Origin of the sequence: Halomicrococcus pelagicus (assembly GCF_051917725.1) — an archaeon.
Taxonomy (GTDB): Archaea; Halobacteriota; Halobacteria; order Halobacteriales; family Haladaptataceae; genus Halomicrococcus.
This window is the reverse complement of record NZ_JBQBLX010000001.1, coordinates 443182-462648: the sequence shown is the minus strand read 5'-3', so window position 1 is coordinate 462648 and position 19467 is coordinate 443182. Positions and strand designations below refer to the sequence as shown.

General features: G+C 68.3%; 21 protein-coding genes. 8 read left to right on the top strand and 13 right to left on the bottom strand.

Annotation, left to right across the window (positions count from 1 at the left end):
• Window positions 1–109: 109 nt before the first annotated feature.
• The 4 genes from ACTF4R_RS02500 to msrB form a co-directional block, all read right to left on the bottom strand.
• Window positions 110–1198 carry an mRNA surveillance protein pelota gene (locus ACTF4R_RS02500; protein WP_440005977.1) on the bottom strand — a complete coding sequence of 363 codons (1089 nt, stop codon included), beginning with the start codon at window positions 1196–1198 and terminating at the stop codon, window positions 110–112.
• A 35-nt stretch (window positions 1199–1233) separates the two neighbouring features.
• On the bottom strand, window positions 1234–1917 hold the full coding sequence (locus tag ACTF4R_RS02495) for a helix-turn-helix domain-containing protein (RefSeq protein ID WP_440005976.1): 684 nt from the start codon (window positions 1915–1917) through the stop codon (window positions 1234–1236).
• An 84-nt stretch (window positions 1918–2001) separates the two neighbouring features.
• The gene (gene rqcH / locus ACTF4R_RS02490; RefSeq protein WP_440005974.1) at window positions 2002–4095 is read right to left on the bottom strand and encodes a ribosome rescue protein RqcH; all 2094 of its coding nucleotides are present in this window, start codon (window positions 4093–4095) and stop codon (window positions 2002–2004) included.
• A gap of 136 nt (window positions 4096–4231) precedes the next feature.
• On the bottom strand, window positions 4232–4636 hold the full coding sequence (gene msrB, locus ACTF4R_RS02485) for a peptide-methionine (R)-S-oxide reductase MsrB (RefSeq protein WP_440005973.1): 405 nt from the start codon (window positions 4634–4636) through the stop codon (window positions 4232–4234).
• Between the two features lie 89 nt (window positions 4637–4725).
• On the opposite strand from msrB, the gene ACTF4R_RS02480 reads away from it, so the two are divergent.
• The 3 genes from ACTF4R_RS02480 (at window position 4726) to tgtA (ending at window position 7618) form a co-directional block, all read left to right on the top strand.
• Window positions 4726–4878, top strand: coding sequence for an HVO_A0556 family zinc finger protein (locus tag ACTF4R_RS02480; protein ID WP_433624194.1), 153 nt, complete (start codon window positions 4726–4728; stop codon window positions 4876–4878).
• Between the two features lie 157 nt (window positions 4879–5035).
• Complete coding sequence (gene dph2, locus ACTF4R_RS02475) at window positions 5036–6085, top strand: diphthamide biosynthesis enzyme Dph2 (RefSeq protein WP_440005972.1); 1050 nt, start codon at window positions 5036–5038, stop codon at window positions 6083–6085.
• A 57-nt stretch (window positions 6086–6142) separates the two neighbouring features.
• Window positions 6143–7618 (top strand): tRNA guanosine(15) transglycosylase TgtA, encoded by a 1476-nt coding sequence (gene tgtA / locus ACTF4R_RS02470; RefSeq protein WP_440005971.1) that lies wholly within the window; start codon window positions 6143–6145, stop codon window positions 7616–7618.
• Window positions 7619–7700: 82 nt separating this feature from the next.
• Here tgtA and ACTF4R_RS02465 read toward each other — a convergent pair whose 3' ends face one another.
• Window positions 7701–9263, bottom strand: a complete 1563-nt coding sequence (locus ACTF4R_RS02465; RefSeq protein ID WP_440005969.1) for a S8 family serine peptidase — start codon at window positions 9261–9263, stop codon at window positions 7701–7703.
• Window positions 9264–9558: 295 nt separating this feature from the next.
• Here ACTF4R_RS02465 and ACTF4R_RS02460 point away from each other — a divergent pair, with 295 nt between their 5' ends.
• A complete protein-coding gene (locus tag ACTF4R_RS02460; protein ID WP_433624186.1) occupies window positions 9559–9702 on the top strand; it encodes a hypothetical protein in 144 nt (47 codons plus the stop codon).
• Between the two features lie 37 nt (window positions 9703–9739).
• Window positions 9740–10654, top strand: coding sequence for an alpha/beta hydrolase (locus ACTF4R_RS02455; RefSeq protein WP_440005967.1), 915 nt, complete (start codon window positions 9740–9742; stop codon window positions 10652–10654).
• Window positions 10655–10669: 15 nt separating this feature from the next.
• Here the strand turns inward: ACTF4R_RS02455 and ACTF4R_RS02450 are convergent, their stop codons facing one another.
• Together ACTF4R_RS02450 and ACTF4R_RS02445 are read right to left on the bottom strand one after the other, a co-directional pair.
• On the bottom strand, window positions 10670–11209 hold the full coding sequence (locus ACTF4R_RS02450) for a hypothetical protein (protein WP_440005965.1): 540 nt from the start codon (window positions 11207–11209) through the stop codon (window positions 10670–10672).
• A gap of 141 nt (window positions 11210–11350) precedes the next feature.
• A complete protein-coding gene (locus ACTF4R_RS02445; protein WP_440005964.1) occupies window positions 11351–12607 on the bottom strand; it encodes a Glu/Leu/Phe/Val family dehydrogenase in 1257 nt (418 codons plus the stop codon).
• A gap of 329 nt (window positions 12608–12936) precedes the next feature.
• Here ACTF4R_RS02445 and gdhB point away from each other — a divergent pair, with 329 nt between their 5' ends.
• Window positions 12937–14238: a glutamate dehydrogenase GdhB gene (gdhB, locus tag ACTF4R_RS02440; protein ID WP_440005962.1), complete on the top strand. Its 1302-nt coding sequence runs from the start codon at window positions 12937–12939 to the stop codon at window positions 14236–14238.
• Here the strand turns inward: gdhB and ACTF4R_RS02435 are convergent, their stop codons facing one another.
• Window positions 14239–15096, bottom strand: coding sequence for an HpcH/HpaI aldolase/citrate lyase family protein (locus ACTF4R_RS02435; protein ID WP_440005961.1), 858 nt, complete (start codon window positions 15094–15096; stop codon window positions 14239–14241). It abuts the gene before it with no gap.
• 154 nt (window positions 15097–15250) lie between these two features.
• Here ACTF4R_RS02435 and ACTF4R_RS02430 point away from each other — a divergent pair, with 154 nt between their 5' ends.
• Both ACTF4R_RS02430 and ACTF4R_RS02425 read left to right on the top strand, forming a co-directional pair.
• Complete coding sequence (locus ACTF4R_RS02430; protein WP_440005959.1) at window positions 15251–15853, top strand: YbhB/YbcL family Raf kinase inhibitor-like protein; 603 nt, start codon at window positions 15251–15253, stop codon at window positions 15851–15853.
• 44 nt (window positions 15854–15897) lie between these two features.
• Window positions 15898–16221, top strand: a complete 324-nt coding sequence (locus ACTF4R_RS02425) for an EthD family reductase (RefSeq protein ID WP_440005958.1) — start codon at window positions 15898–15900, stop codon at window positions 16219–16221.
• A gap of 72 nt (window positions 16222–16293) precedes the next feature.
• On the opposite strand, the gene ACTF4R_RS02420 is transcribed toward ACTF4R_RS02425, so the two are convergent.
• Genes ACTF4R_RS02420 through ACTF4R_RS02400 form a run of 5 tightly spaced genes read right to left on the bottom strand, consistent with a single transcriptional unit; the run spans window position 16294 to window position 19467 of the window.
• Complete coding sequence (locus tag ACTF4R_RS02420) at window positions 16294–17055, bottom strand: DUF7289 family protein (protein ID WP_440005956.1); 762 nt, start codon at window positions 17053–17055, stop codon at window positions 16294–16296.
• Complete coding sequence (locus ACTF4R_RS02415; protein WP_440005954.1) at window positions 17052–17492, bottom strand: DUF7266 family protein; 441 nt, start codon at window positions 17490–17492, stop codon at window positions 17052–17054. The genes ACTF4R_RS02420 and ACTF4R_RS02415 overlap by 4 nt, the downstream gene beginning before the upstream one ends.
• Window positions 17485–18414 carry a DUF7261 family protein gene (locus ACTF4R_RS02410; RefSeq protein ID WP_440005952.1) on the bottom strand — a complete coding sequence of 310 codons (930 nt, stop codon included), beginning with the start codon at window positions 18412–18414 and terminating at the stop codon, window positions 17485–17487. Before ACTF4R_RS02410 ends, ACTF4R_RS02415 begins: the two co-directional genes overlap by 8 nt.
• Window positions 18402–18989, bottom strand: a complete 588-nt coding sequence (locus ACTF4R_RS02405) for a DUF7288 family protein (protein WP_440005950.1) — start codon at window positions 18987–18989, stop codon at window positions 18402–18404. The genes ACTF4R_RS02410 and ACTF4R_RS02405 overlap by 13 nt, the downstream gene beginning before the upstream one ends.
• A gap of 1 nt (window position 18990) precedes the next feature.
• Window positions 18991–19467, bottom strand: coding sequence for a DUF7287 family protein (locus tag ACTF4R_RS02400; RefSeq protein WP_440005948.1), 477 nt, complete (start codon window positions 19465–19467; stop codon window positions 18991–18993).

The following is a 19467-nucleotide window of genomic DNA, read 5'->3' as shown; positions in this document are numbered from 1 at the left end:
GCCGTCGCTTAAGCGTTCTCGCCGCGGAAAACGCGAACGTGGCCGGCGCGTCCACCGACGGGGTCGGGAGGGGGGACCCTCGACGGCGGTCTGTGGAATCGACCGTGGCTCACTGCAGCCGATAGCGCAGGAGCGCCGCGATGCCGCCGAGGTTCCGCAGTTGCTCGCCGGGGGCGAACTCGCCGGAGAAGACGGTTACCTCGCCGCCCTGCTGTTCGACGCTCCTGATGACCTCGTTCACGTCCACGCTCCACTCGCCCTCGCCGGACGCCTCCTCGCCGGTCGCGCCGCGTTCGGTGCGCAGTTTCTCGTCGAGGACGAGCAGCGTCTCGACCGCGCCGAACTCCGCGGCCTCCGCGACCTCCTCGATGCCGTACGCGACCTTCGCGCCGTCGCCGATGCGCTTCGTGAGTTCGTCGATGAGTTCGGCCTCCTCGGCGATGCGGGTCTCCTCCTGGACCTCGGCGACCGCGCCGCGTTTCAGCACCTCGTGGACGCCCCGGTCCCCGACGGCGCTGGTGTCGACCATCGTGATGTGGTCGGCGAGGTCGGGGTACTCCTCGGTGACGTAGTCCTCGGCGTCCTGCTTCGTGAATCCCGGCCCGGCGAGGACGATGGCGTCCACGTCGAGCCGCGAGAGCACCGCGCCGAGTTCGTCGAACAGTTCGTCGCGGCCGCGTGCGTACTCGCCCTTCCCCGTCGTTCCCGTCAGCGAGGCGTACTCCTCGGTGCCGTACTGGGCGACGGTGTGGACGTGGGCCTCGCCCTCCTCGACGGTGGCGATGGCCACGTCGGGCGAGTCGGTCGCCTCCACGGCGTCCTCCAGGCGGTCGAGCTGGTCGCGCTTCCAGCGCTTCTCGACGCTCAACTCGTCGCGCTCCTCGACGTTGAGCGTGTGGTGGAACCCGAGCTGGTCCTCCCGGGAGCAGTCGGTGATGACCCCGCCGACCCGTACCCGGTTGGCGAACTTGTGGAACTCGACGCTCTCGACGTCGATGGTGACGTGCATGTGCTCGCGCTCGCCGCCCGTGTCGCGGGTCTTGTCGTCGTCGCGCTGGATGCGCCGCGTCGTGTCCCCCGACACGCGGTCGCCCGGCTCCAGCAGGTAGGTGAGATGCCAGAGGTCGTCCAGGCTCTCCGGGACGAGCGTGATGCGCTCGCGCTCCCCGTCGAGGGACGTCCGGTCTTTCACTTGCATGGCCGAACGTCCGGTCCCGCCCGGTAAGTGCCCTGCTATTCGCGACCTTCGGCCCGGTCGTCGTCGACCGCCTCCTGGACCACGTTCTCGTGACCGCGTCGCAGCCGTTCGGAGATGGCCTGGTGGGAGACGCCGAGTTCCTCCGCGAGTTCCTCCGTCGTCGCACCGCGCGGCACGTCGTAGTAGTTCCGGTCGACGGCGGCCCGGAGCGTCTCGTACTGGTCGTCCGTGAGACCGCCCTGCGCCGCTCCGAGCGCGTTCGCCCGGCCGTGAATCGTCTCGACAGTCACCGACAGTCCTGCCGCCTCCCAGTCGTCGTACGCCGACGACATCGCGGCCCGAGTGGGGAAGAAGAGTTCGAACTCCCACTCGGCGTCGCGTCCGGTCGCGGCCAGCATCGACGCGTCGCGACCCAGCAACGTGTCGAGCACGCTACAGACGTCGTCGCTCCACGTGACGTAGAGCAGGTCGCACTGTCCGCAGTCCGACAGCACCGTGGCGTCGTCGACGCTCGAATCCTTCCCGAGCAGTTCGGTCAGGGACTCGCCGCGCAGCACGCGGAGGAACGGCATCGGACGGTCGCTTCCGTTGGCGGCGACGTGCGCCATCTCGAACGTCGCCTCCGGTTCCTCGTCGAACGTCTCCGCCAGTGCGAACGTCTCCGCGGGAACCCGTACGTCGGCCCTCGTCGGTGACCGTTCCACCGAAACTTTCGCCATCGAGCGATGGTATGCGAATATTGACCTAAATAGAAACTGGCCGGCTCTCCCGGCGTTCGCGACGCGGGCGAGGCCGGGCGACGCTCACTCCTCGACCTTGCGACTCCCGCCCGCCGGCAGGAACTCCTGGATGCGGTCGGGACTCGCCACCTTCCGGACGAAGGAGGTGTCGGCGAACCGCTCGCGGAACTCCCGGTAGAGACGCTTGGCGATGTCGTTCTGTGCGTACTGGCCCGGTTCGACCTCGACGTGCGTCTCCGTCCGCGGAACGACGGCCGACGGCGGTCCGCCGAGGACGCGGGTGTGCGGTTCGACCATGATGCCCACCGCGACGCCGACCGGGACGTCCCGGAAGTAGTTACGGTCGCCGCGGATGGCGAACCCGCCTTTCTCCAGGTACTCGCCGCTCTCCGGCGTCTTGCTCACCTGGTCCGGCGAGACGGTGTACGCGTCCCCGGAGAAGCGACCGTCCTTCCACACCGACGAGTAGGAGACGGCGAACTGGGCGGCCTCCCGCTCGCTCTCTTCGGGCACGTCCACGTCCTGCGCCGGTTCGCTCGGGTCCGAAGTCTTCAGCACGGTCACCGGGCCGCCGTGGGCCTGCGCGTGGAAGAACCGGTCGTGGCGGTCCATGTACTTCTGGACGATCTCCTCGTTCTGGTCCGCGTTCCGGCCGCCGATGACGAGGAAGCCGTCGCTGGTGCGGAACCAGCGGAACCGGTCATACCACTGCTCCTGGTCGCGTATCGGGATGGACGACCGCGACAGCCAGTCGACCTCCCGCTCCTCGCCGCCCTCCTCGTCCGTCTCGTCCGGTTCGGCCTCCCACTCCTCGCGGCGCTGCTTGACCGCCTCCAGTTCCTCGCGCGTGTCCTCGATGGCGGCCTGCGCGCCCTCCTTCTTCTCCTCGACGCGTTTGGCCTCGGTGTAGAGTCGGTCGGCGTTCTTCTCGACGCCGGCCTCCGGGTCGAGTTCGACGTCCGTCCCCTCTATCTCGACCGTGACCGTCCCCTCGCGCTCGTCGACGCCCTGCACCGCTTCCGCCTCGGGGATGCCCTGCTCGGCTCCCTCGGCGAACCGCTCCTCGATGTCCTGCCAGGGGGTGTCCCGCTCGCGGGCCTGCCGGACCGTCGACAGGATCTCGTCGACGAGGCCGTAGTTGCCGTACAGCAGTTCGGCCTTCTCGCGCTCCCGTTCTGCCTGCTCCTCGAACCCCTCGATGGCTCCCTGCTGTTGCTCGATGATGCGCTTCTGTTTCTCTATCTGGGCCTCGAAGTCCGGGCGCTGGCGCTCGGTTTCCTCCTCGTCCTCGGTCAGGTCGAGGTTCGTGAAGTAGTCGTCGACGGCGGCGTTGAACGAGTCGAACGACTCCGAGTCGAGGTCGGCGTACTCCTCCAGCGGGAACGGCGTCACGTCCACGCGACGGTCGTCCTCGTAGTACACCCGCGGGTCGAACCGCCCCGTCTCGAGCGGCTCCTTCAACCGCTGGACCGCGTCGTACAGCTTCTCGTACTGCTCCTCGTCGGCGTCCGAAATCGCCGTCTCCTTCTCGACGCCGGCCCGCGTGCAGACCTCCTCGGCGTAGAGTCCGCCGAAGTTCAGCTGCGTCGCCAGCGTCCGGACGAGGTCGGTGTCCGACTCGTCCATCTTCGCCGCGAACGGCTCGTAGTCGATGGTCAGGGGGTTCAGTCGCGAGTCGGGGAACTCGTACTGCGACCCGGGAGCGACCGTCCGGGACTTCAGCCGCACCGTGTCCAGCGAGTCGACCACCTCGTCGTTCTCGTCGAGTACGGCGACGTTGCCCTGGCCGAACAGTTCGGCGACGATGGTGGTGTCGCCGTCCTGTCGCTTGAAGTGGAACTGGAGGATGCGGTCGAACTCGAACTGTTCGACGCCGGCGAAGTCCGCACCCGACAGCCGGTTCCGCAGCATCTTGGCGAAGTTCGGCGGTCGTCCCGGCGCGGCCGGGACGTGCTCGGGCGCGGCGGCGTGCGCCCGTTTCACGTCGCCGACCTCCACGAGCAGTTCGACGCGACCCTCGTCGAAGTCCCGCATCTTCAGGCGCAACAGGTCGTCGCCGTAGAGGTAGGCCTTGTCGACCTTCGCCCCCTCGTAGGCTCCCAGCTCTCGCACGACGGCGGCGAGGTCGATGCTGGAGAGTTCCTGCTTTTCGTCCATACCGGCGATTTCTCGGGGCGACCGGAAATGCGTGTCGTTCGGCGCGACGGCAGGACGATCCGCCGGAACGGTGTTTCGAGCTACGCGGCCGCGACGGAACCGGCCGCGCTCGCCCTCGTCGGCTGCCCCGGTACGGTTACTCCTCGTCCTCGAAGTCGAGCGCGACCGAGTTGATGCAGTAGCGTTTCCCGGTCGGGTCGGGGCCGTCGTCGAAGACGTGCCCGAGGTGACCGCCGCAGTTCGTGCAGACGACCTCCGTCCGCTCCATCCCGTGGCTGTGGTCGGGGCGCAGTTCGACTTTCGCGTCGTCGGCGTCGTAGAAGCTCGGCCAGCCGCAGCTGGACTCGTACTTCGTCTCCGAGTCGAACAGTTTCGCCCCGCAGCCGGCACAGACGTACGCGCCGTCCTCTTTCCGATCCAGGTGCTCGCCGCTGAACCGCGGTTCGGTACCCTGCTCCCGGAGGACGCGGTACTCCTCCTCGGAGAGAATCTCGCGCCACTCGGCGTCGCTGTCGGGCAGTTCGGTGTCTGACTGTCCCATCTCGGCGGAGATACGTGCCGGAGCGGATTGAACCCTCCGACGCGGAGGCCAGCAAGTTGATGAGGGTCGGCGGTGACGTTCTGGGCGATATGAGTTCGACGACGAAGTCGAGCGTCATTCGACGCCTCGAAGGTCGACAGTGTCAGTGGTGCGAGGACGGACGGCTCGAGCGAGACACCTACAAGGGCAACAGGGCCGCGGTCTGTCAGTCCTGCGAGACGCCCGCCGTCCAGATCTGGTAGCGCGCTCGCCGCGGTCCCCGACTCTTCTTTCTTCGTGATTCTCTCTGCCGGGGGCGGGCACCCCCGTCGGAGCGTCGTCCGTCGACCGGGAGCGAGTCGCACGGCGGTCGCTCCCGAACCGCGGGAGTTAACCGTCCGTGACGGCTACGACGCTCCAATGAGCCAGCAGAGCGAGTACAGCGAGGGGGACCTACGGAAGACGGGGATGTCGCTACGCCACGACCGGGAGTGGGACTACGAACTCGACCGCATCGTCTCGGCGGTCGAGGAGCGCGACGCGGAGACCGTCGGCCTGCAGTTCCCCGAGGGACTGAAGCGCCGCGGCCCGAAGGTCGCAGACGACCTGCGGGAACTGCTGGGCGACGACGTGACCGTCATGATGTCGGGCCAGCCCTGTTACGGCGCCTGCGACCTCGACACCTACCTGATGAAGCGGACAGACGTGTTCGTCCACTTCGGCCACTCGCCGATGAAGAACACGGACAAGGTCATCTACGTCCCGCTGTTCTCGAACGTGGACGTCTTCCCCATCATGGAGGAGGCCACCGAGGAACTCGACGACCCCGACGAGAATCCCGGCGTCGGTCTCGTCACGACCGCCCAGCACATGAACCAGTTCGAGGACATGAAGACGTGGCTCGACGACCGCGGATTCGACGTCCACACCCGCCGGGGCGACGACCGCCTCACCCACGAGGGGCAGGTGCTCGGCTGCAACTACGCCAGCGCCGACATCGACGCCGACCAGGTGCTGTACGTCGGCGGCGGGAAGTTCCACCCGCTCGGTCTCGCGATGGAGCACCCCGACAAGTCGGTGGTCATCGCCGACCCCGTCAACAACGTCGTGACCGTCGCGGACACGGAGCAGTTCATGAAGCAGCGCTACGCCTCGGTCCACAAGGCGATGGACGCCGAGAAGTGGGGCGTCATCTTCTGTACGAAGATCGGCCAGGGTCGCTGGGAGGTGGCCCAGGACATCGTCGACGACAACGACGACGCCTACCTCATCACGATGGACGAGGTAACCCCCGACCGCCTGCGGAACTTCGACATGGACGCGTTCGTCAACACGGGCTGTCCCCGCATCACGACCGACGACGGCCCGCAGTTCCACAAGCCGATGCTCACCCCTGGCGAGTACGAGATCGCCATCGGCGAGAAGCCGCTCGACGAACTGAGCTTCGACACCTTCCACGGCACCTGGTAACCCTCCACCGACTCGACAGCGCAATTCTTACCCCCCTGGTCCGGCTATCGCGGAGTGATGGAACGCGACGCTTTCGAAATCCGCGACCAGGACGCCGCGGGGCGCATCGGCGAGTTGACCGTGCCCCGGGCGGGCGTGACAGTCGAGACACCTGCCCTCCTGCCGGTCGTCAACCCGCACGTCCGCACGGTCGAGCCCGCGCGTCTCGAATCCGAGTTCGGCGCGGAGATTCTCATCACCAACTCCTACATCCTCTACGGCAGCGACGACTTCCGCGAGGCGGCCCTCGACCGCGGCCTCCACGACCTGCTCGAGTTCGACGGTGCCATCATGACCGACTCCGGGTCGTTCCAGCTCGCGGAGTACGGCGAAATCGACGTGACGACCGAGGAGATACTCCGGTTCCAGCACGAGGTGGGGTCGGACATCGGAACGCCGGTCGACATCCCGACGCCGCCGGACGCCCCGCGCGAGCGGGCCGAGTCGGACCTCGCGACGACTCAGGAGCGACTCGAAATCGCCGAGAACGTCGACGTGGGCGAGATGCTGGTCAACGCGCCGGTCCAGGGCTCGACGTACGCCGACCTCCGCGAGGCGGCCGGCCGCCACGCCGAGGCGACGAACCTCGACGTGTTCCCGGTCGGCGCGGTCGTCCCGCTGATGAACGAGTACCGCTACGCCGACATGGTGGACGTGGTCGCCGCCGCGAAGCGGGGACTGGGCGCGGACGCGCCGGTGCACCTGTTCGGCGCGGGCCACCCGATGATGTTCGCCCTGGCGGTGGCGATGGGCTGTGACCTCTTCGACTCGGCGGCCTACGCCCTCTACGCCCGCGACGACCGCTACCTCACGGTCCGGGGGACCGAACACCTCGCGGACCTCGATTACTTCCCCTGCTCGTGTCCCGTCTGCGCCGAGCGCACGCCCGACGACCTCCGGCAGCGCGGGAACGAGGAGCGCGAGCGCCTCCTCGCCGAGCACAACCTCCACGTCACCTTCGAGGAGATGCGCACCGTCAAGCAGGCGCTCCGGTCCGGCAACCTGCTCGAACTGGTCGAGAACCGCGCCCGCGCCCACCCCGCGATGCTCGACGGCTACCGCGCGCTCGCCGACCACGCCGGTCAGCTCGAACGGTCCGACCCCGCCTCGAAGAGTTCCTTCTTCTACCTCTCCGGGGAGAGCGCGACGCGGCCCGAAGTGGTGCGCCACCACGAGCGACTCTCGCGCCTCGACCCCGAGGGCGAGGTGTTGCTGACCGAGGGCAGTCCCAGCGACAACTTCGACGAGTCCTGGCGCGTCGTCGCGCCGTTCGGCCCGTTCCCGCGGGCGCTCTCCGAGACCTACCCCCTGACCGCCGAGACGCCGGAGCGGATGGACGCCCGCGGATACGAGCAGGCGGCCCGCGGCGTCGCCCGACTCGTCGACGAGAACCCCGACTGTTCGTTCACGCTCGCCCACCACGACTGGCCGGCGTCGGCGGTAGCGCTGGTCCCCGACGAGGTGGACGTGCTGGACCTGAGCGAGGAGTACTGACCGCTGTCGGCGAGCGACGCGCGGCGTCGCCACTGGTCACCGATTCGACGCGCGGAGGAGGGGGACCAATCGAACGGTGCGGTTACTTGTACTCCGTGATGGTCAGGTCGTAGCTGCCCGACCCGCTGTAGGAGTCCACGTCTATCTGCATGTCCGTCGAGTCGTCGGGGTTGTCGATGGTGATGCTCTCCTGGCTGTTCGTGCTGGTCGAGGCGTAGTCGTAGTTGCTCGGGGAGGCGTTCGTCGTCGTGCCCGTGTTGATGTAGAGGTCGAAGTCGGCGTCGCTCGGGCCGTCGAGGACGACTTCGACCTTGCTCGGGTCGCTGTACTCCCACGCCCACGTCCAGTCGTCGTAGTCCCAGTAGCCCTCGAGCGAATCGGAGACCGTCGTGCTCGTCGACTCGCCGTCGCCACCGCCGCCGCCGCTGGACGGGTCGGTGGTGACCGCAGCGTAGGCGTCGACCTGGCCGCTGCCCTGCTGGTCGCTGGAGAGGCCGACGTCCTCGGCCGTGTTCTTGAGGTGGCTGCGGAGTTCGGCGTTGGTGAGGCTCCACTTGGCGAGCGTCAGGCCGGCGACGCCGGACGTGACGGGCGTCGCCATGGAGGTGCCCGACAGCTTCTCGTAGCTGCCGCGGGTCTCCGTGGTGGTCGAGAGGACGTCCACGCCGGGCGCACAGAGTTCGATTTCGCTCCCGTAGTTAGAGAACGAAGCGAGGTTCTCGCTGGAGTCGACCGCGGAGATGGCCATGCACTCGCTGTAGGCCGCCGGGTAGCTCACGCTGCTCGTACCGTCGTTGCCCGCCGCACAGACGAGCAGACTGCCGTTGTCGTAGGCGTAGGAGACGGCGTTCTTCATCGTGTCCGTGTAGCCGCCGCCGCCGAGGGACATGTTGATGACGTCCGCGCCCTGGTCGGCGGCCCACTCGACGGCGTCGGCGATGTCGGACGTCGAGCCCGAGCCGTTCTCGTCGAGCGCGCGGCCGTTGATGAGCGAGGAGTTGCCCTGCCCGGAGACGCCGGTGCCGTTGTCGACGACGGCCGCGGCACAGCCGGAGACGTGCGTGCCGTGGTACTCGTCGGACGGGACGTCCGGTGCCGGGTCGGAGTCGTTGTCGACGAAGTCGTACCCGGGGTCGGACTGGTAGTTACCCTCGAGGTCGGGATGGGTGTACTGAGCGCCGGTGTCGACGACGGCGATGAGGACGCTGGAGTCGCCGAGCGTCGTGTCCCAGGCCTGGTCGGACTTGACCTGCTGGGGCGCGTACTGCTGGTCGAACTTGGGGTCGCTCGGCGTGTACTGGGTCTCGAGCGTCTCGTTCTTCTCTGCGTACTTGATGCCCTCTTTCTTCGTTACGGCGTCGATGAAGTTCTCCCGGGCGGTCTCGTTTCCGGGGAACTTCACCGCGACGTACCGGAGCTTCTCGTTCTTGTGGACGACTTCGGCGTTGCCGGGAACGTGCTGGGCGACGGTCTTCTCGACGTCGCCGGCACCGGCCGACACGCCGACCAGGACTTCGTCCTCCTTGGGCCCCGGTTCGCGGCCCGGGGTCGCGGCCGTGACGCCGCCGAGCGCCGCGGCGGCCCCGACAGCGCCAGTCGTTTTCAGGAATGTACGTCGGTCGAATCGAGTGTTGTCGTCTGCCATGCGGCAGATTAACAACTGACCTTATATAATATAAATTTTAATGTTCCATAGTATTGAAATCTGTTGGGTCGAAAGAGTGAATAAGTAGATAACAAGTAGAACAGAAGTGGAGGGTTCGCAACTTTTGCGCGACTTATGACGATTGTCGGCGCTGAACGGACGGAGATAGAAAGTTCCGAAACGACCGAGCGCACGTATACGGAAGGTGGTAGTTCTGTCGACGGCGTGGCGGCTCTACGCGGCGTTCGCTCCGAACGGGCGGGAGATTGAAAGTCACGGTTGTCGAGTAGGGAGTATGCGAATCTGTGAGATCTGTGAGAAGCGGAAGGACAACGGGACCAGACTCGTCTCCCGGACGGACGAGGTGTGGGTGTGCCGAGGGTGTATGATGCGCGCCGTGACCGGCGAGCGAGACGAACTCTCGTTCGCCGAGTTCTGACGCGGTTTTAAGTCCGTGGCGGGCGTCCGTCCGGACGATGCAGACGGGGAGCCGGCTATCACACCTACGATACGCGAGAACGGACGCCGACTTCGAGAGCGACGGCACCCGCTGTGCCGGATGGCTGTACACGCCGGAGGGGGCGTCGAGACCGCCGGTGGTCGTCATGGCCCACGGCTTCGCGGGCGAACGCACCTTCGGCCTGGAAGCGTACGCCGAGGCGTTCGTCGCCCGCGGCTACGCGGTGTTTCTCTTCGACTACCGCGGCTTCGGCAACAGCGACGGCGAACCCCGGGGTCTCGTCGACCCCGAGAAGCAGATCGCCGACTGGGAGGCCGCCATCGACCACGTTCGTCGCCTCGACGGCGTCGACCGCGGGCAGATAGCGCTCTGGGGGACCTCGTTCAGCGGCGGGCACGTCGTCGAGGCCGCTGCGGGCGACCACCGCATCGCGGCCGTCGTCGCGCAGGTACCCCTCCTCGACGGTCGCGCCGTGACGAAGGCGGCCGGCGTCGGACACGCGCTGAAGGGAGTGGCCGCCGGGGTCCGCGACACGCTCCGGAAGTACACGTTCCGCTCGCCGTACCGCGTCCCCGTCGTCGCCGACCCGGACGAGTTCGCGGTGATGAACGCGCCGGGAGCGAAACGGGGCATGCTCGACATCGTCCCGGACCCGCCGGTCTGGGACAACGACGTTCCGGCGCGCGTGCTCCTCGACGTTCCCTTCTATCGACCGGTGACGAGCGCCGAGGAGGTGTCCTGTCCCGTCTTGCTCGTAGCGGGCCGCGACGACGCCATCGTCCCGTCGTCGTCGGTGGAGTCTGCCGCCGACGAGTTCGCCGACGCGACGCTCGTCTCGCTCCCCATCGACCACTTCGACGTGTACGGAACGGCGTTCGACGAGGTGGTCGCCTACGAGTCGTCGTTCCTCGACGAACGAATCCTGGACTGAGCGTCCCCCCGAACCTTACGCCGACCCCTCGTCCGGTTCGCCGTTCGACCAGTCGGCCGCCGTCTCGGCCTCGAACCGCCAGCCATTCCCGTCGTGGTGGACGAACGGTAGTTCCTCGAGCGCGGAGCGCACGCACTTCTCCCAGCGGTCCGGCTCGTCGAGTTCCCTGCGGAGGTCGTCGGTACTCACCGGCCCGTCGCGGTACACCGACAGGCAGGCGGCGTACACGTCCGTCCGACACGCCTCCGTGTCCTCGTCGGGCAGGTCCAGACCCTGAATCGCGGTCTCGACGGGTCGCGGGAGCCCATCCTCGGCGTTCTGCTGGTCACCGTCGTGGACACCGGGGTCGGTGTTGCCCGGCGTCTCCGTGTGCCCGGGCAGCCACCACACCGTTTCGCCGTCCCCGACCGTCTTGCGCGCCAGGATGCCGGATTCGGCGAGTTCCTCGAGTCGTGACGCTACCCGACGGACCGGCGCTGCGTCGCTGACTTCGGGCGTCGTCAGGACCGGATCGTCGGCCTCACGGAACGCGTCGAGTACGTCTTCACTGGTCACGGTCATCGTACGCAGAAGTAAAAGAAAAGCCCTGTCGTTGCGTGTGCTGGTTGGGCCGGGGATGGAGACACCGTTCGAGCGAGCGGAACCAGCGGATGACGCGTCGAGCGCGCCGAAAACGAGGGTACTGCCGCCGACCGCTCAGGGCCAGTTGCCGGACTCCTCGTAGGAGTCGAGGACGCGCTCGATGGCCACGACGTACGCCGCCGTGCGGAAGTTCGGCAGGTCGTTCTCCTCGTAGGCGTCCGTGAGGTCGTCGAAGGCGGTGGTGATGATGCCCTCCAGTTCCTCGTTGACGCGTTCCTCGGACCAGTAGAAGCGCTGGCGGTTCTGGACCCACTCGAAGTACGAGACGGTGACGCCGCCCGCGTTCGCCAGGATGTCCGGGAAGACGTACGTGTCCGACTCGGCGAGCACGTCGTCGGCCTCGGGCGTGAGCGGGCCGTTCGCGGCCTCGACGATGACGTCGGCGTCCACGTCCGTCGCGAGGTCGCCGTCGATGGCGTTCTCCAGGGCGGCCGGCACGAGCAGGTCGACGTCGAGCGTGAGCAGTTCCTCGTTGCTCAGCTCCTCGTCCGCACCGTGGTAGCCGGAGACGCTGCCGGTCTCGTTCTTGTGGTCTTTCACGTCCCGGGGGTCGAAGCCGTCGCCGCGGTAGATAGCACCGCTGGAGTCCGAGACGGCGACGACGTTCGCGCCGAGTTCGTCGACGAGTTTGGCCGCTATCCAGCCGGCGTTCCCGTAGCCCTGGACGGCGACCGACGCGCCGTCTATCTCCTCTCCCAGGTAGTCGAACGCCTCGCGGGCGGTTATCACCGTCGAGCGGCCGGTCGCCTCGACGCGACCCGCGCTCCCGCCGGACTCGATCGCCTTCCCCGTGATGACGCCGGGCGCGGTCGTGTTCTCCAGCGTCTCGTAGGTGTCTTTGATCCAGTTCATCTCCCGCTGGCCGGTGTTCACGTCGGGCGCGGGGACGTCCCGGTCCACGCCGATGAACGGCCGTAGCTCCTTGGCGAACGACCGGGTGATACGCTCCAGTTCGTTCTCGCTGTAGTCGTCGGGGTCGATGACGATGCCACCCTTCCCGCCGCCGTAGGGGATGCCGACGACCGCGCACTTGTACACCATCCACCCCGAGAGCGCCTTCACCTCGTCGCGGTTGACGCCCGGATGGTAGCGGATACCGCCCTTGTACGGGCCGCGGTCGCCGTTGAACTGGGAGCGGAAGGCCTTGAACACCTCGACGGACCCGTCGTCCATCTCTACCGAGAGGTTCGTCTCCAGCACCCGCTCCGGACGCTTGAGCCGTTCGAGCACGTCGGCGTCGGCGTCGACGTACTCCGACGCGTCGTCTATCTGCTCCTGTAGGCTTTCGAATGGGTTCGCTTGCTCCGCCATGGTCCGAAGGAATCGGGCGACAGCCGTAAACTTACTGGAAAAGCGTAATTTTTACGTAGTGCTAGAAGAAAACCAACAGGTTTCTGGACGCCGCACTCCTCTCCATTCTCCCCCACACCACGCTCGATGTATAATTGTGTATAAGGCCCTTATTCTCGTCCATATCATTAATATTTTATGCTCGTACACGGACCCCCACACACGATGCAGCGAAACGCCGACGCGGGTTCGGTGGGGGTACGGTTCGACCGTCACGCACCGGACCGTCGGGTCGGTGTCTCGCGCCGCGACGCCCCGCGCATCTGGGGATAGCGACACCACACGCCACCATGTCTTCAGGAACAGTCGAAAACACGGAGCCGAAGGAGAGCGACGAGAAAACGGAGGAGCCGGAGTCCGCGCTCGAAACCGCGCGCCGACAGCTCGAACACGCGGCTGCCCACCTCGACGTCGATTCCGGCGTCATCGAGCGGCTGAAACACCCGACGAAGGTCCACCGGGTCGCGGTTCCGCTGGAGCGCGACGACGGCGAGGTCGAGGTCTTCACGGGCTACCGCGCCCAGCACGACGACGTGCGCGGTCCGTACAAGGGTGGCCTGCGCTTCCACCCGCACGTGAGCGAGGAGGAGTGCGTCGGCCTGTCGATGTGGATGACCTGGAAGTGCGCCGTGATGGACCTGCCGTTCGGCGGCGGCAAGGGCGGCGTCGTCGTCGACCCCAAGAGCCTGAGTAGCGACGAGAAGGAGAAGCTCACGCGGCGGTTCGCGGAGGAACTTCGGCCGTTCATCGGTCCGAAGAAGGACATCCCCGCGCCGGACATGGGCACCGACGCCCAGACGATGGCGTGGTTCATGGACGCCTACTCGATGCAGGAGGGCGAGACGATTCCGGGCGTCGTCACCGGCAAGCCGCCCGTCGTCGGCGGCAGCGAGGGCCGCGACGAAGCCCCCGGTCGGAGCGTGGCCATCATCGCCCGCGAGGCGGCCGACTACTACGACTACGACCTCGAGGAGACGACGGTCGCGGTCCAGGGGTTCGGCAGCGTCGGCGCGAACGCCGCCCGCCTGCTCGACGACTGGGGCGCGAACGTCGTCGCCGTCAGCGACGTCAACGGCGCTATCTACGACCCCGACGGGCTCGACACCCACTCCGTCCCGTCCCACGAGGAGGAGCCCGAAGCGGTGATGACCCACGACGTCCCGCAGAAACTCTCGAACGAGAAGATTCTCGAACTCGACGTGGACGTGCTCGTGCCGGCCGCCGTCGGGAACGTCATCACGGCCGACAACGCGGCCGACGTCGAGGCCGACGTCGTGGTCGAGGGCGCGAACGGCCCGACCACGTTCGCCGCCGACTCCATCCTCCAGGAGCGGGGCGTCCAGGTCGTCCCGGACATCCTGGCGAACGCGGGCGGCGTCACCGTCTCGTACTTCGAGTGGCTGCAGGACATCAACCGCCGCCAGTGGTCGCTCGAACGCGTCAACGACGAACTCGAATCCCACATGCTGTCCGCGTGGAACGACGTTCGCGCGGAGGTCGAGGCGCGCGACGTGAGCTGGCGCGACGCCGCCTACATCGTCGCGCTGTCCCGCATCGCGGAGGCGAAGAGCACCCGCGGCCTCTGGCCGTAGCTACCGCTCGTCGGCGGCGCGAGCGTACTCCAGTATCCGTTCCGCCTGTGCGACCAGCGGCGCGTCTATCATCTCGCCGTCGACCCGGAAGACGCCCCGGTCCTCGGCGTCCGCCTCCGCCTTCGCTTCCAGCACCCGCTCGGCCCACTCGACGCGCTCCGCGGACGGCGTGAACGCCTCGTTGATCGGGTCGACCTGTGCGGGATGGATGGCCATCTTGCCGTCGTAGCCGAGTTCGACGGCGAACGTCGTCTCCTCGCGGAGTCCGTCCGCGTCCTCGATGTCGGTGTACACCGTGTCGATAGCGTCCACGCCGGCCGCGCTGGCGGCCAACACGACGTGCTCGCGGGCGTACAGGACCTCGGTTCCCTCGCGGGTTCGGGTCGCCCCGACGTCCGCCGAGAGGTCCTCCGCGCCGAACACGAGCGCGTCGGTCGCGTCGACCGCCGCGACGTCGGCGGCGTTCAGGACGCCCGCCGCGGTCTCGACCAGCGCGAGCACGGGCACGTCGCAGTCGTGTTCGTCGAGCAGGCGCGCCAGCGTCGTCACCTCGTCGGCCGAGGCGGTCTTGGGGAGCATCACCGAGTCCAGCGTCGCGGCCGCGTCGGCGACGGCGACTCCGCGGAGGTCGTCGTCGGCAGCGACCCCGGTCGGGTTGACCCGCACGCAGACCTCACAATCGGGGTCGAACTCCGGGTCCGAAAGCACCGCCCGCACCGCCTCGCGGGCCTCCGCCTTCCGTCCGGGCGCGACGGCGTCTTCGAGGTCGAAGACGACGACGTCCGCGCCCGCGTCCGGTGCCTTCCGCAGCATCTCCGGGCGGTCGCCCGGCGTGAACAGCACGCTTCGTCGTGGCATGTCCGGGGCGACGTGCCGCGAGGGTTTAACGGTGGGCGAACCGCGACGCTCGCGTCGGACCGGCCGTCGTCCGCCCAGTCCGCTTTCTGTCGCGCGGGGACGCTCGGCCGGCGGGGCTGTAACCTCTAAGGGCGCTCGGTCCGTATTCCCGGAGATGCTCGGGAGACGGGGGTTCGTCCGGGCGGCGGTAGCGCTCGCGTCCGGCGGAGCGACGACGATGGCCGGGTGCGCCGAGGAGTTCGGCGGGGAGACAGACAAACCGCCGGGGACCGCGACCACGACGACGAGTTCGACGCGGTTCGGCACGCCGGCGTTCGAGGACGGCGGAACGATTCCGAAGGAGTACACCTGCGCGGGCGCGGACCGCTCGCCGCGGCTCGAAATCGGGGGCGTGACGGGGGAGGCGGAGTCGCTGGCCGTCGTCGTCGACGACCCCGACGCCCCCTCCGGCGTCTTCACCCACTGGCTGCTCTGGGACGTCCCGCCGGACACGACGACGATTCCGAAGGACGTCCCGACGACCGAGGCGGTGGAGGACCTGGGCGGCGCGAAGCAGGGCGAGAACGACTTCGGCGAGATTGGCTACCGCGGTCCCTGCCCGCCGAAGGGGAGCGACCCGCACACCTACCGGTTCACCCTCTACGTGCTCGAACGGCGACCCCGGATCGGTGCCGGTGCGTCGCGGAACCCGCTGCTCGACGAACTGGAGGTCCTCGCGCTCGGGACCGAGCGGTTCACGGGCGAGTTCGGACGGTAGCTATCGACAGGGCGAAGTTCCCCGGGGTCGCGCGTTCGAACGCCATGATAAAGATGGTCGACCTGCTGGTGCGCAAGGACGGCACGAGCCACGAGGAGTTCGTCGACTACTGGCTCGGCGAGCACTCCGAACTCGCGAAAGAGCTCCCCGGACTCCGGAAGTACGTCACCTCGGTGCCGAACGACCCCGAGAAGGCGGGCTACGACGGCCTGCTGGAACTGTACTTCGACTCCACCGTCGACATGAAGGCGGCGTTCGATTCGGACGTCGGCCGACGCGTCCAGGAGGACGCCGCGGAGTTCGTGAACATGGACGAGGGACCGACGCTCGTCGTCGACAAGACGGTCCAGCTCGACGAACTCGACTAGCCGCGCGACGCCACTTCTCTCGCTGCCGGAACGGCCCGTCGATACCGCCGGGACCGACCGGCGTCCGACGGGCTACCGCTGGAGTTCGAACTCGACGACGGTCTCGGGGACGTAGACCCGCTTCGTCACGTACTCGGCGCTGACGACGGTGCCGTTCGCACGGGTCACGTTCAGGCCCTTCCGCTCGAAGTAGCGCCGCCACGCCTCGGCCCGGGGCGATTCGACGGTGACGTTCATCTCGACGTCGGCACCCGGACCGGCGCGGAAGCGGTCGAACCCGGTGGACTGTCGGTGGGCGACGACCAGCACCGTCGAGTCGCCGCTGACGCTGTGGCTCCCGCCGCGCGGGTAGGTGACGAGGAACGGGACGGCCGTCCGACGGGGGTCGAACAGGTAGCCGGGGTCCCGCACCATCACGCTGCGGTCGCCGTCCGTACGGAACACCGCGCCGGCGACGTAGACGACCTCGCTGTCCTCGACGCCGGAGTAGACCACCGGCTGGGGCTGCATCGCGAACGTCTCGTTCGCGGCGGTGTCGCTGTCGTTCGCCTGCACCCTGACGGTGACGGGGTCGCCGTAGCCCAGTGTCGCGCCGCCGAGGCGGAGTTCGGTCGCGCGACTCGGCGCGCCCTCGCGGCGCACGTCCTCGACGTTCTCCGCGAAGACGTCGAACCCGCGCTGGGCGTTGTTCACCTGCTCGAACTGCTGTGCGTCGTGCAGGCCGCCGATACCCGCGGCGTACACCACGCCGACCGTCGCGGTCACGAGGACGAACGCGAACACGAATCCCAGCGTCTCGGTGGCCGCCCGGTCCGCGTTCGTGGAACGGCTCACTGGCGCACCTCCAGGTTCCGCTGGCCGTCGCCGTCCGCGTCGGGCGCGAGCACGACGCGCAGTTCGCCGCCGGAAACGGTCGTCGCCGCGACGGTGTGGTTCGTCCGGTACGGCACCTCGACCGACACGTCCCGGAAGTTCGCGTCGAGGACGAGCGTCGACCCCTCGACCTCGACGGTGTAGCTGACGCCCGCGACGCGGTCCGGGAGCGGCGACGTGACCACCACCGTCTCGCCGCCCGCGTTCGCCAGCCGGTCGGCGGTTTCGATGTCGGCGGCGAGGCGCTGGCCGACGACGCGCAGTTCCGAGCGACCGGCCCCCTCCCGGTGGTCGACGACCACGCCGGCCGTGGCGGTGAGCACGCCGGCGAGGACGACCGCCGCCACGGCCAGGTTGAGCGCGTAGTTCACCGTGACGGAGACGGCGCGGTCACTCATCGCGCTCACCCGGGGCGACCCGGACCTCGGTCGCGTACGTCAGCCGCGGCGTCTCGTAGCGCACGTCGAACGTGGCGCTGTAGACGGCCCGAGCGTAGTACGGCGACTGACCCGTCGTCAGACCGGTGAAGTTCGCTCGCTGCACGGTCGAGTCCGAGGATTCGTTCCGCACGACGAGCGAGTAGGTCCCGTTCGCTTGGTCGCCGTGAACGTACCGGACCGCGTACTCGCCGTCGACGCCCTCGGCGAACGCGAACCCGCAGGTTCGGTTCGCGAGCGTCCCCGCCGTGAGGTCGACCGTCGCCGACGCGGCGTCGACCGAGCAGGTGCCCGAACTCGTGTCGACCGTGACGTTGCTCCCGTTCCGGTAGACGGACGCCCGCCACTCGTCGTCGCCGTCGTCCGCGACGACCTGGAAGGCGTCCGAGGAGGAGGACGCGAGACGCCCGCGGTCGACCGCGACCCGGAACCGCCGGAGTTCGCGCTCGCCAACGTCCGTCGCCAGCGTCCAGTTGGCCTCGCTGCTCGCGTTGGTGAACGCCCGGGAGTCGTTCGCGTGGACGAGCCGCGTCCCGTTCGTCACCGAGACGTTCGAGACGGTCGCCAGCGTCCCGCGTTCGAGGTAGCCGCTCTCGAGCAGGCGCGCGTACCGTCGAATCCCGGCCGTGACGTTCTCGCTCGCGTTCCCGGCGTCCGCGTAGTCGTTCGCGTTCTCCGTGACGACGACCCGCGCCGCGCCGGACTCGACGTCGTTCCGGAAGGCGACGGCGTCGCGGCCGCCGACGTCCGCGCCGCGGGTCGCGAGGTTCTCCGTGTAGACGACCGTGTTGAGCAGCAGGACGAGCGACACGAGCACCACCGCGACGGCCAGCCCCGTCACGAGGATGAGCTGTCCCCTGTCGGCGTCTCTCACATCTTCCATACGACCACGTGCACCTCCAGGACGTTGTACAGCGTCGCGTTCGGGGCGGCGTCGGGCGCGTAGAAGCCGTCGGCGACGGTGCCGTTCGCGCCGGGCGCGGTGCGTTCGTCCCCGTCGAACACCGCGACCGTCCGCGTGGCGACGACCGCGTTGTCGCTCGGCGACCCCATGTACACCATCGTCTGCCGGCGCGTGTCGCCGCCGGGCGTCCGGTAGTCGACGAACACGTCGTAGGCGACCCGGCCACCGCCGGTGGTCAGGTTGCCGAACGTCTCGTTCAGGGCCGCACCGAACGCGTTCGGCGGCCCGCCGTTCTGGTAACCCTCCTCGCTCGCTCCGGCGAAGCGGTCGCCGCTCGCGTTCCAGTACAGCACTGCCGTCCGAAGGCTCCCCTCGGCGTCGCTGGCGGCGAGCAGGTCCGCGGCGGTCGCCTGCTGCTGGTTCTCGACGTGCTGGTTCGACGTGCTCGCGGTCAGCGGCGTCACCGCCGTCGCCTGGAGCGCGAAGACGACGCCGCTGACCACGAGCAGTGCGGCCGTGAACGCCTCCAGCGTGTGTGCCATCGCCCTGTCCATCTTACCACGTCCTCACGTAGAGGTCGCTCTCCTCGCCGTCCAGCAAGACGAGCCGTCGCGCGACGACGACGCTGCCCCGGTCGGGAACCGGCGGGCCTGCACGTAGCTCGCTCCCGGAGAGGTTGCGGACGGAGCCGTCCTCCTCGACCGTGACGTTGACCTGGTCCGGGGCGTCGATGCCCATCCCTTCGTCCAGGTCGTCGACGCTGCACGCGCCGGCGAGGCTTTCGTCGAAGAACTGTCGGGTGCAGGTGGCGTTCAGGACGCCGGGTTGCCCGGGGCGCGCGAGGGCGTCCTCGACGAGGGTGGCCGCTCCCCGGTCGGCCGCGAGCGTGTCCGACGCCTCGGTCCCCGTGAACGGTGCGAAGATGCCGGAGAGCGAGGCGAAGACGAATCCCACGGTCAGCAGGAAGACGCTCGCGCCGACGAGGAAGTCTATCGTCGTCTGGCCGCGTCGGTGGTTCGTTTTCCCGTGCAT

Coding starts and splice junctions, on each gene's coding strand:
- ACTF4R_RS02500 (WP_440005977.1), bottom strand. CDS start 1,198: ATGCAAGTGAAAGACCGGACGTCCCTCGACGGGGAGCGCGAGCGCATC.
- ACTF4R_RS02495 (WP_440005976.1), bottom strand. CDS start 1,917: ATGGCGAAAGTTTCGGTGGAACGGTCACCGACGAGGGCCGACGTACGG.
- rqcH (WP_440005974.1), bottom strand. CDS start 4,095: ATGGACGAAAAGCAGGAACTCTCCAGCATCGACCTCGCCGCCGTCGTG.
- msrB (WP_440005973.1), bottom strand. CDS start 4,636: ATGGGACAGTCAGACACCGAACTGCCCGACAGCGACGCCGAGTGGCGC.
- ACTF4R_RS02480 (WP_433624194.1), top strand. CDS start 4,726: ATGAGTTCGACGACGAAGTCGAGCGTCATTCGACGCCTCGAAGGTCGA.
- dph2 (WP_440005972.1), top strand. CDS start 5,036: ATGAGCCAGCAGAGCGAGTACAGCGAGGGGGACCTACGGAAGACGGGG.
- tgtA (WP_440005971.1), top strand. CDS start 6,143: ATGGAACGCGACGCTTTCGAAATCCGCGACCAGGACGCCGCGGGGCGC.
- ACTF4R_RS02465 (WP_440005969.1), bottom strand. CDS start 9,263: ATGGCAGACGACAACACTCGATTCGACCGACGTACATTCCTGAAAACG.
- ACTF4R_RS02460 (WP_433624186.1), top strand. CDS start 9,559: ATGCGAATCTGTGAGATCTGTGAGAAGCGGAAGGACAACGGGACCAGA.
- ACTF4R_RS02455 (WP_440005967.1), top strand. CDS start 9,740: ATGCAGACGGGGAGCCGGCTATCACACCTACGATACGCGAGAACGGAC.
- ACTF4R_RS02445 (WP_440005964.1), bottom strand. CDS start 12,607: ATGGCGGAGCAAGCGAACCCATTCGAAAGCCTACAGGAGCAGATAGAC.
- gdhB (WP_440005962.1), top strand. CDS start 12,937: ATGTCTTCAGGAACAGTCGAAAACACGGAGCCGAAGGAGAGCGACGAG.
- ACTF4R_RS02435 (WP_440005961.1), bottom strand. CDS start 15,096: ATGCCACGACGAAGCGTGCTGTTCACGCCGGGCGACCGCCCGGAGATG.
- ACTF4R_RS02430 (WP_440005959.1), top strand. CDS start 15,251: ATGCTCGGGAGACGGGGGTTCGTCCGGGCGGCGGTAGCGCTCGCGTCC.
- ACTF4R_RS02425 (WP_440005958.1), top strand. CDS start 15,898: ATGATAAAGATGGTCGACCTGCTGGTGCGCAAGGACGGCACGAGCCAC.
- ACTF4R_RS02415 (WP_440005954.1), bottom strand. CDS start 17,492: ATGAGTGACCGCGCCGTCTCCGTCACGGTGAACTACGCGCTCAACCTG.
- ACTF4R_RS02410 (WP_440005952.1), bottom strand. CDS start 18,414: ATGGAAGATGTGAGAGACGCCGACAGGGGACAGCTCATCCTCGTGACG.
- ACTF4R_RS02405 (WP_440005950.1), bottom strand. CDS start 18,989: ATGGACAGGGCGATGGCACACACGCTGGAGGCGTTCACGGCCGCACTG.
- ACTF4R_RS02400 (WP_440005948.1), bottom strand. CDS start 19,467: ATGCACGGGAAAACGAACCACCGACGCGGCCAGACGACGATAGACTTC.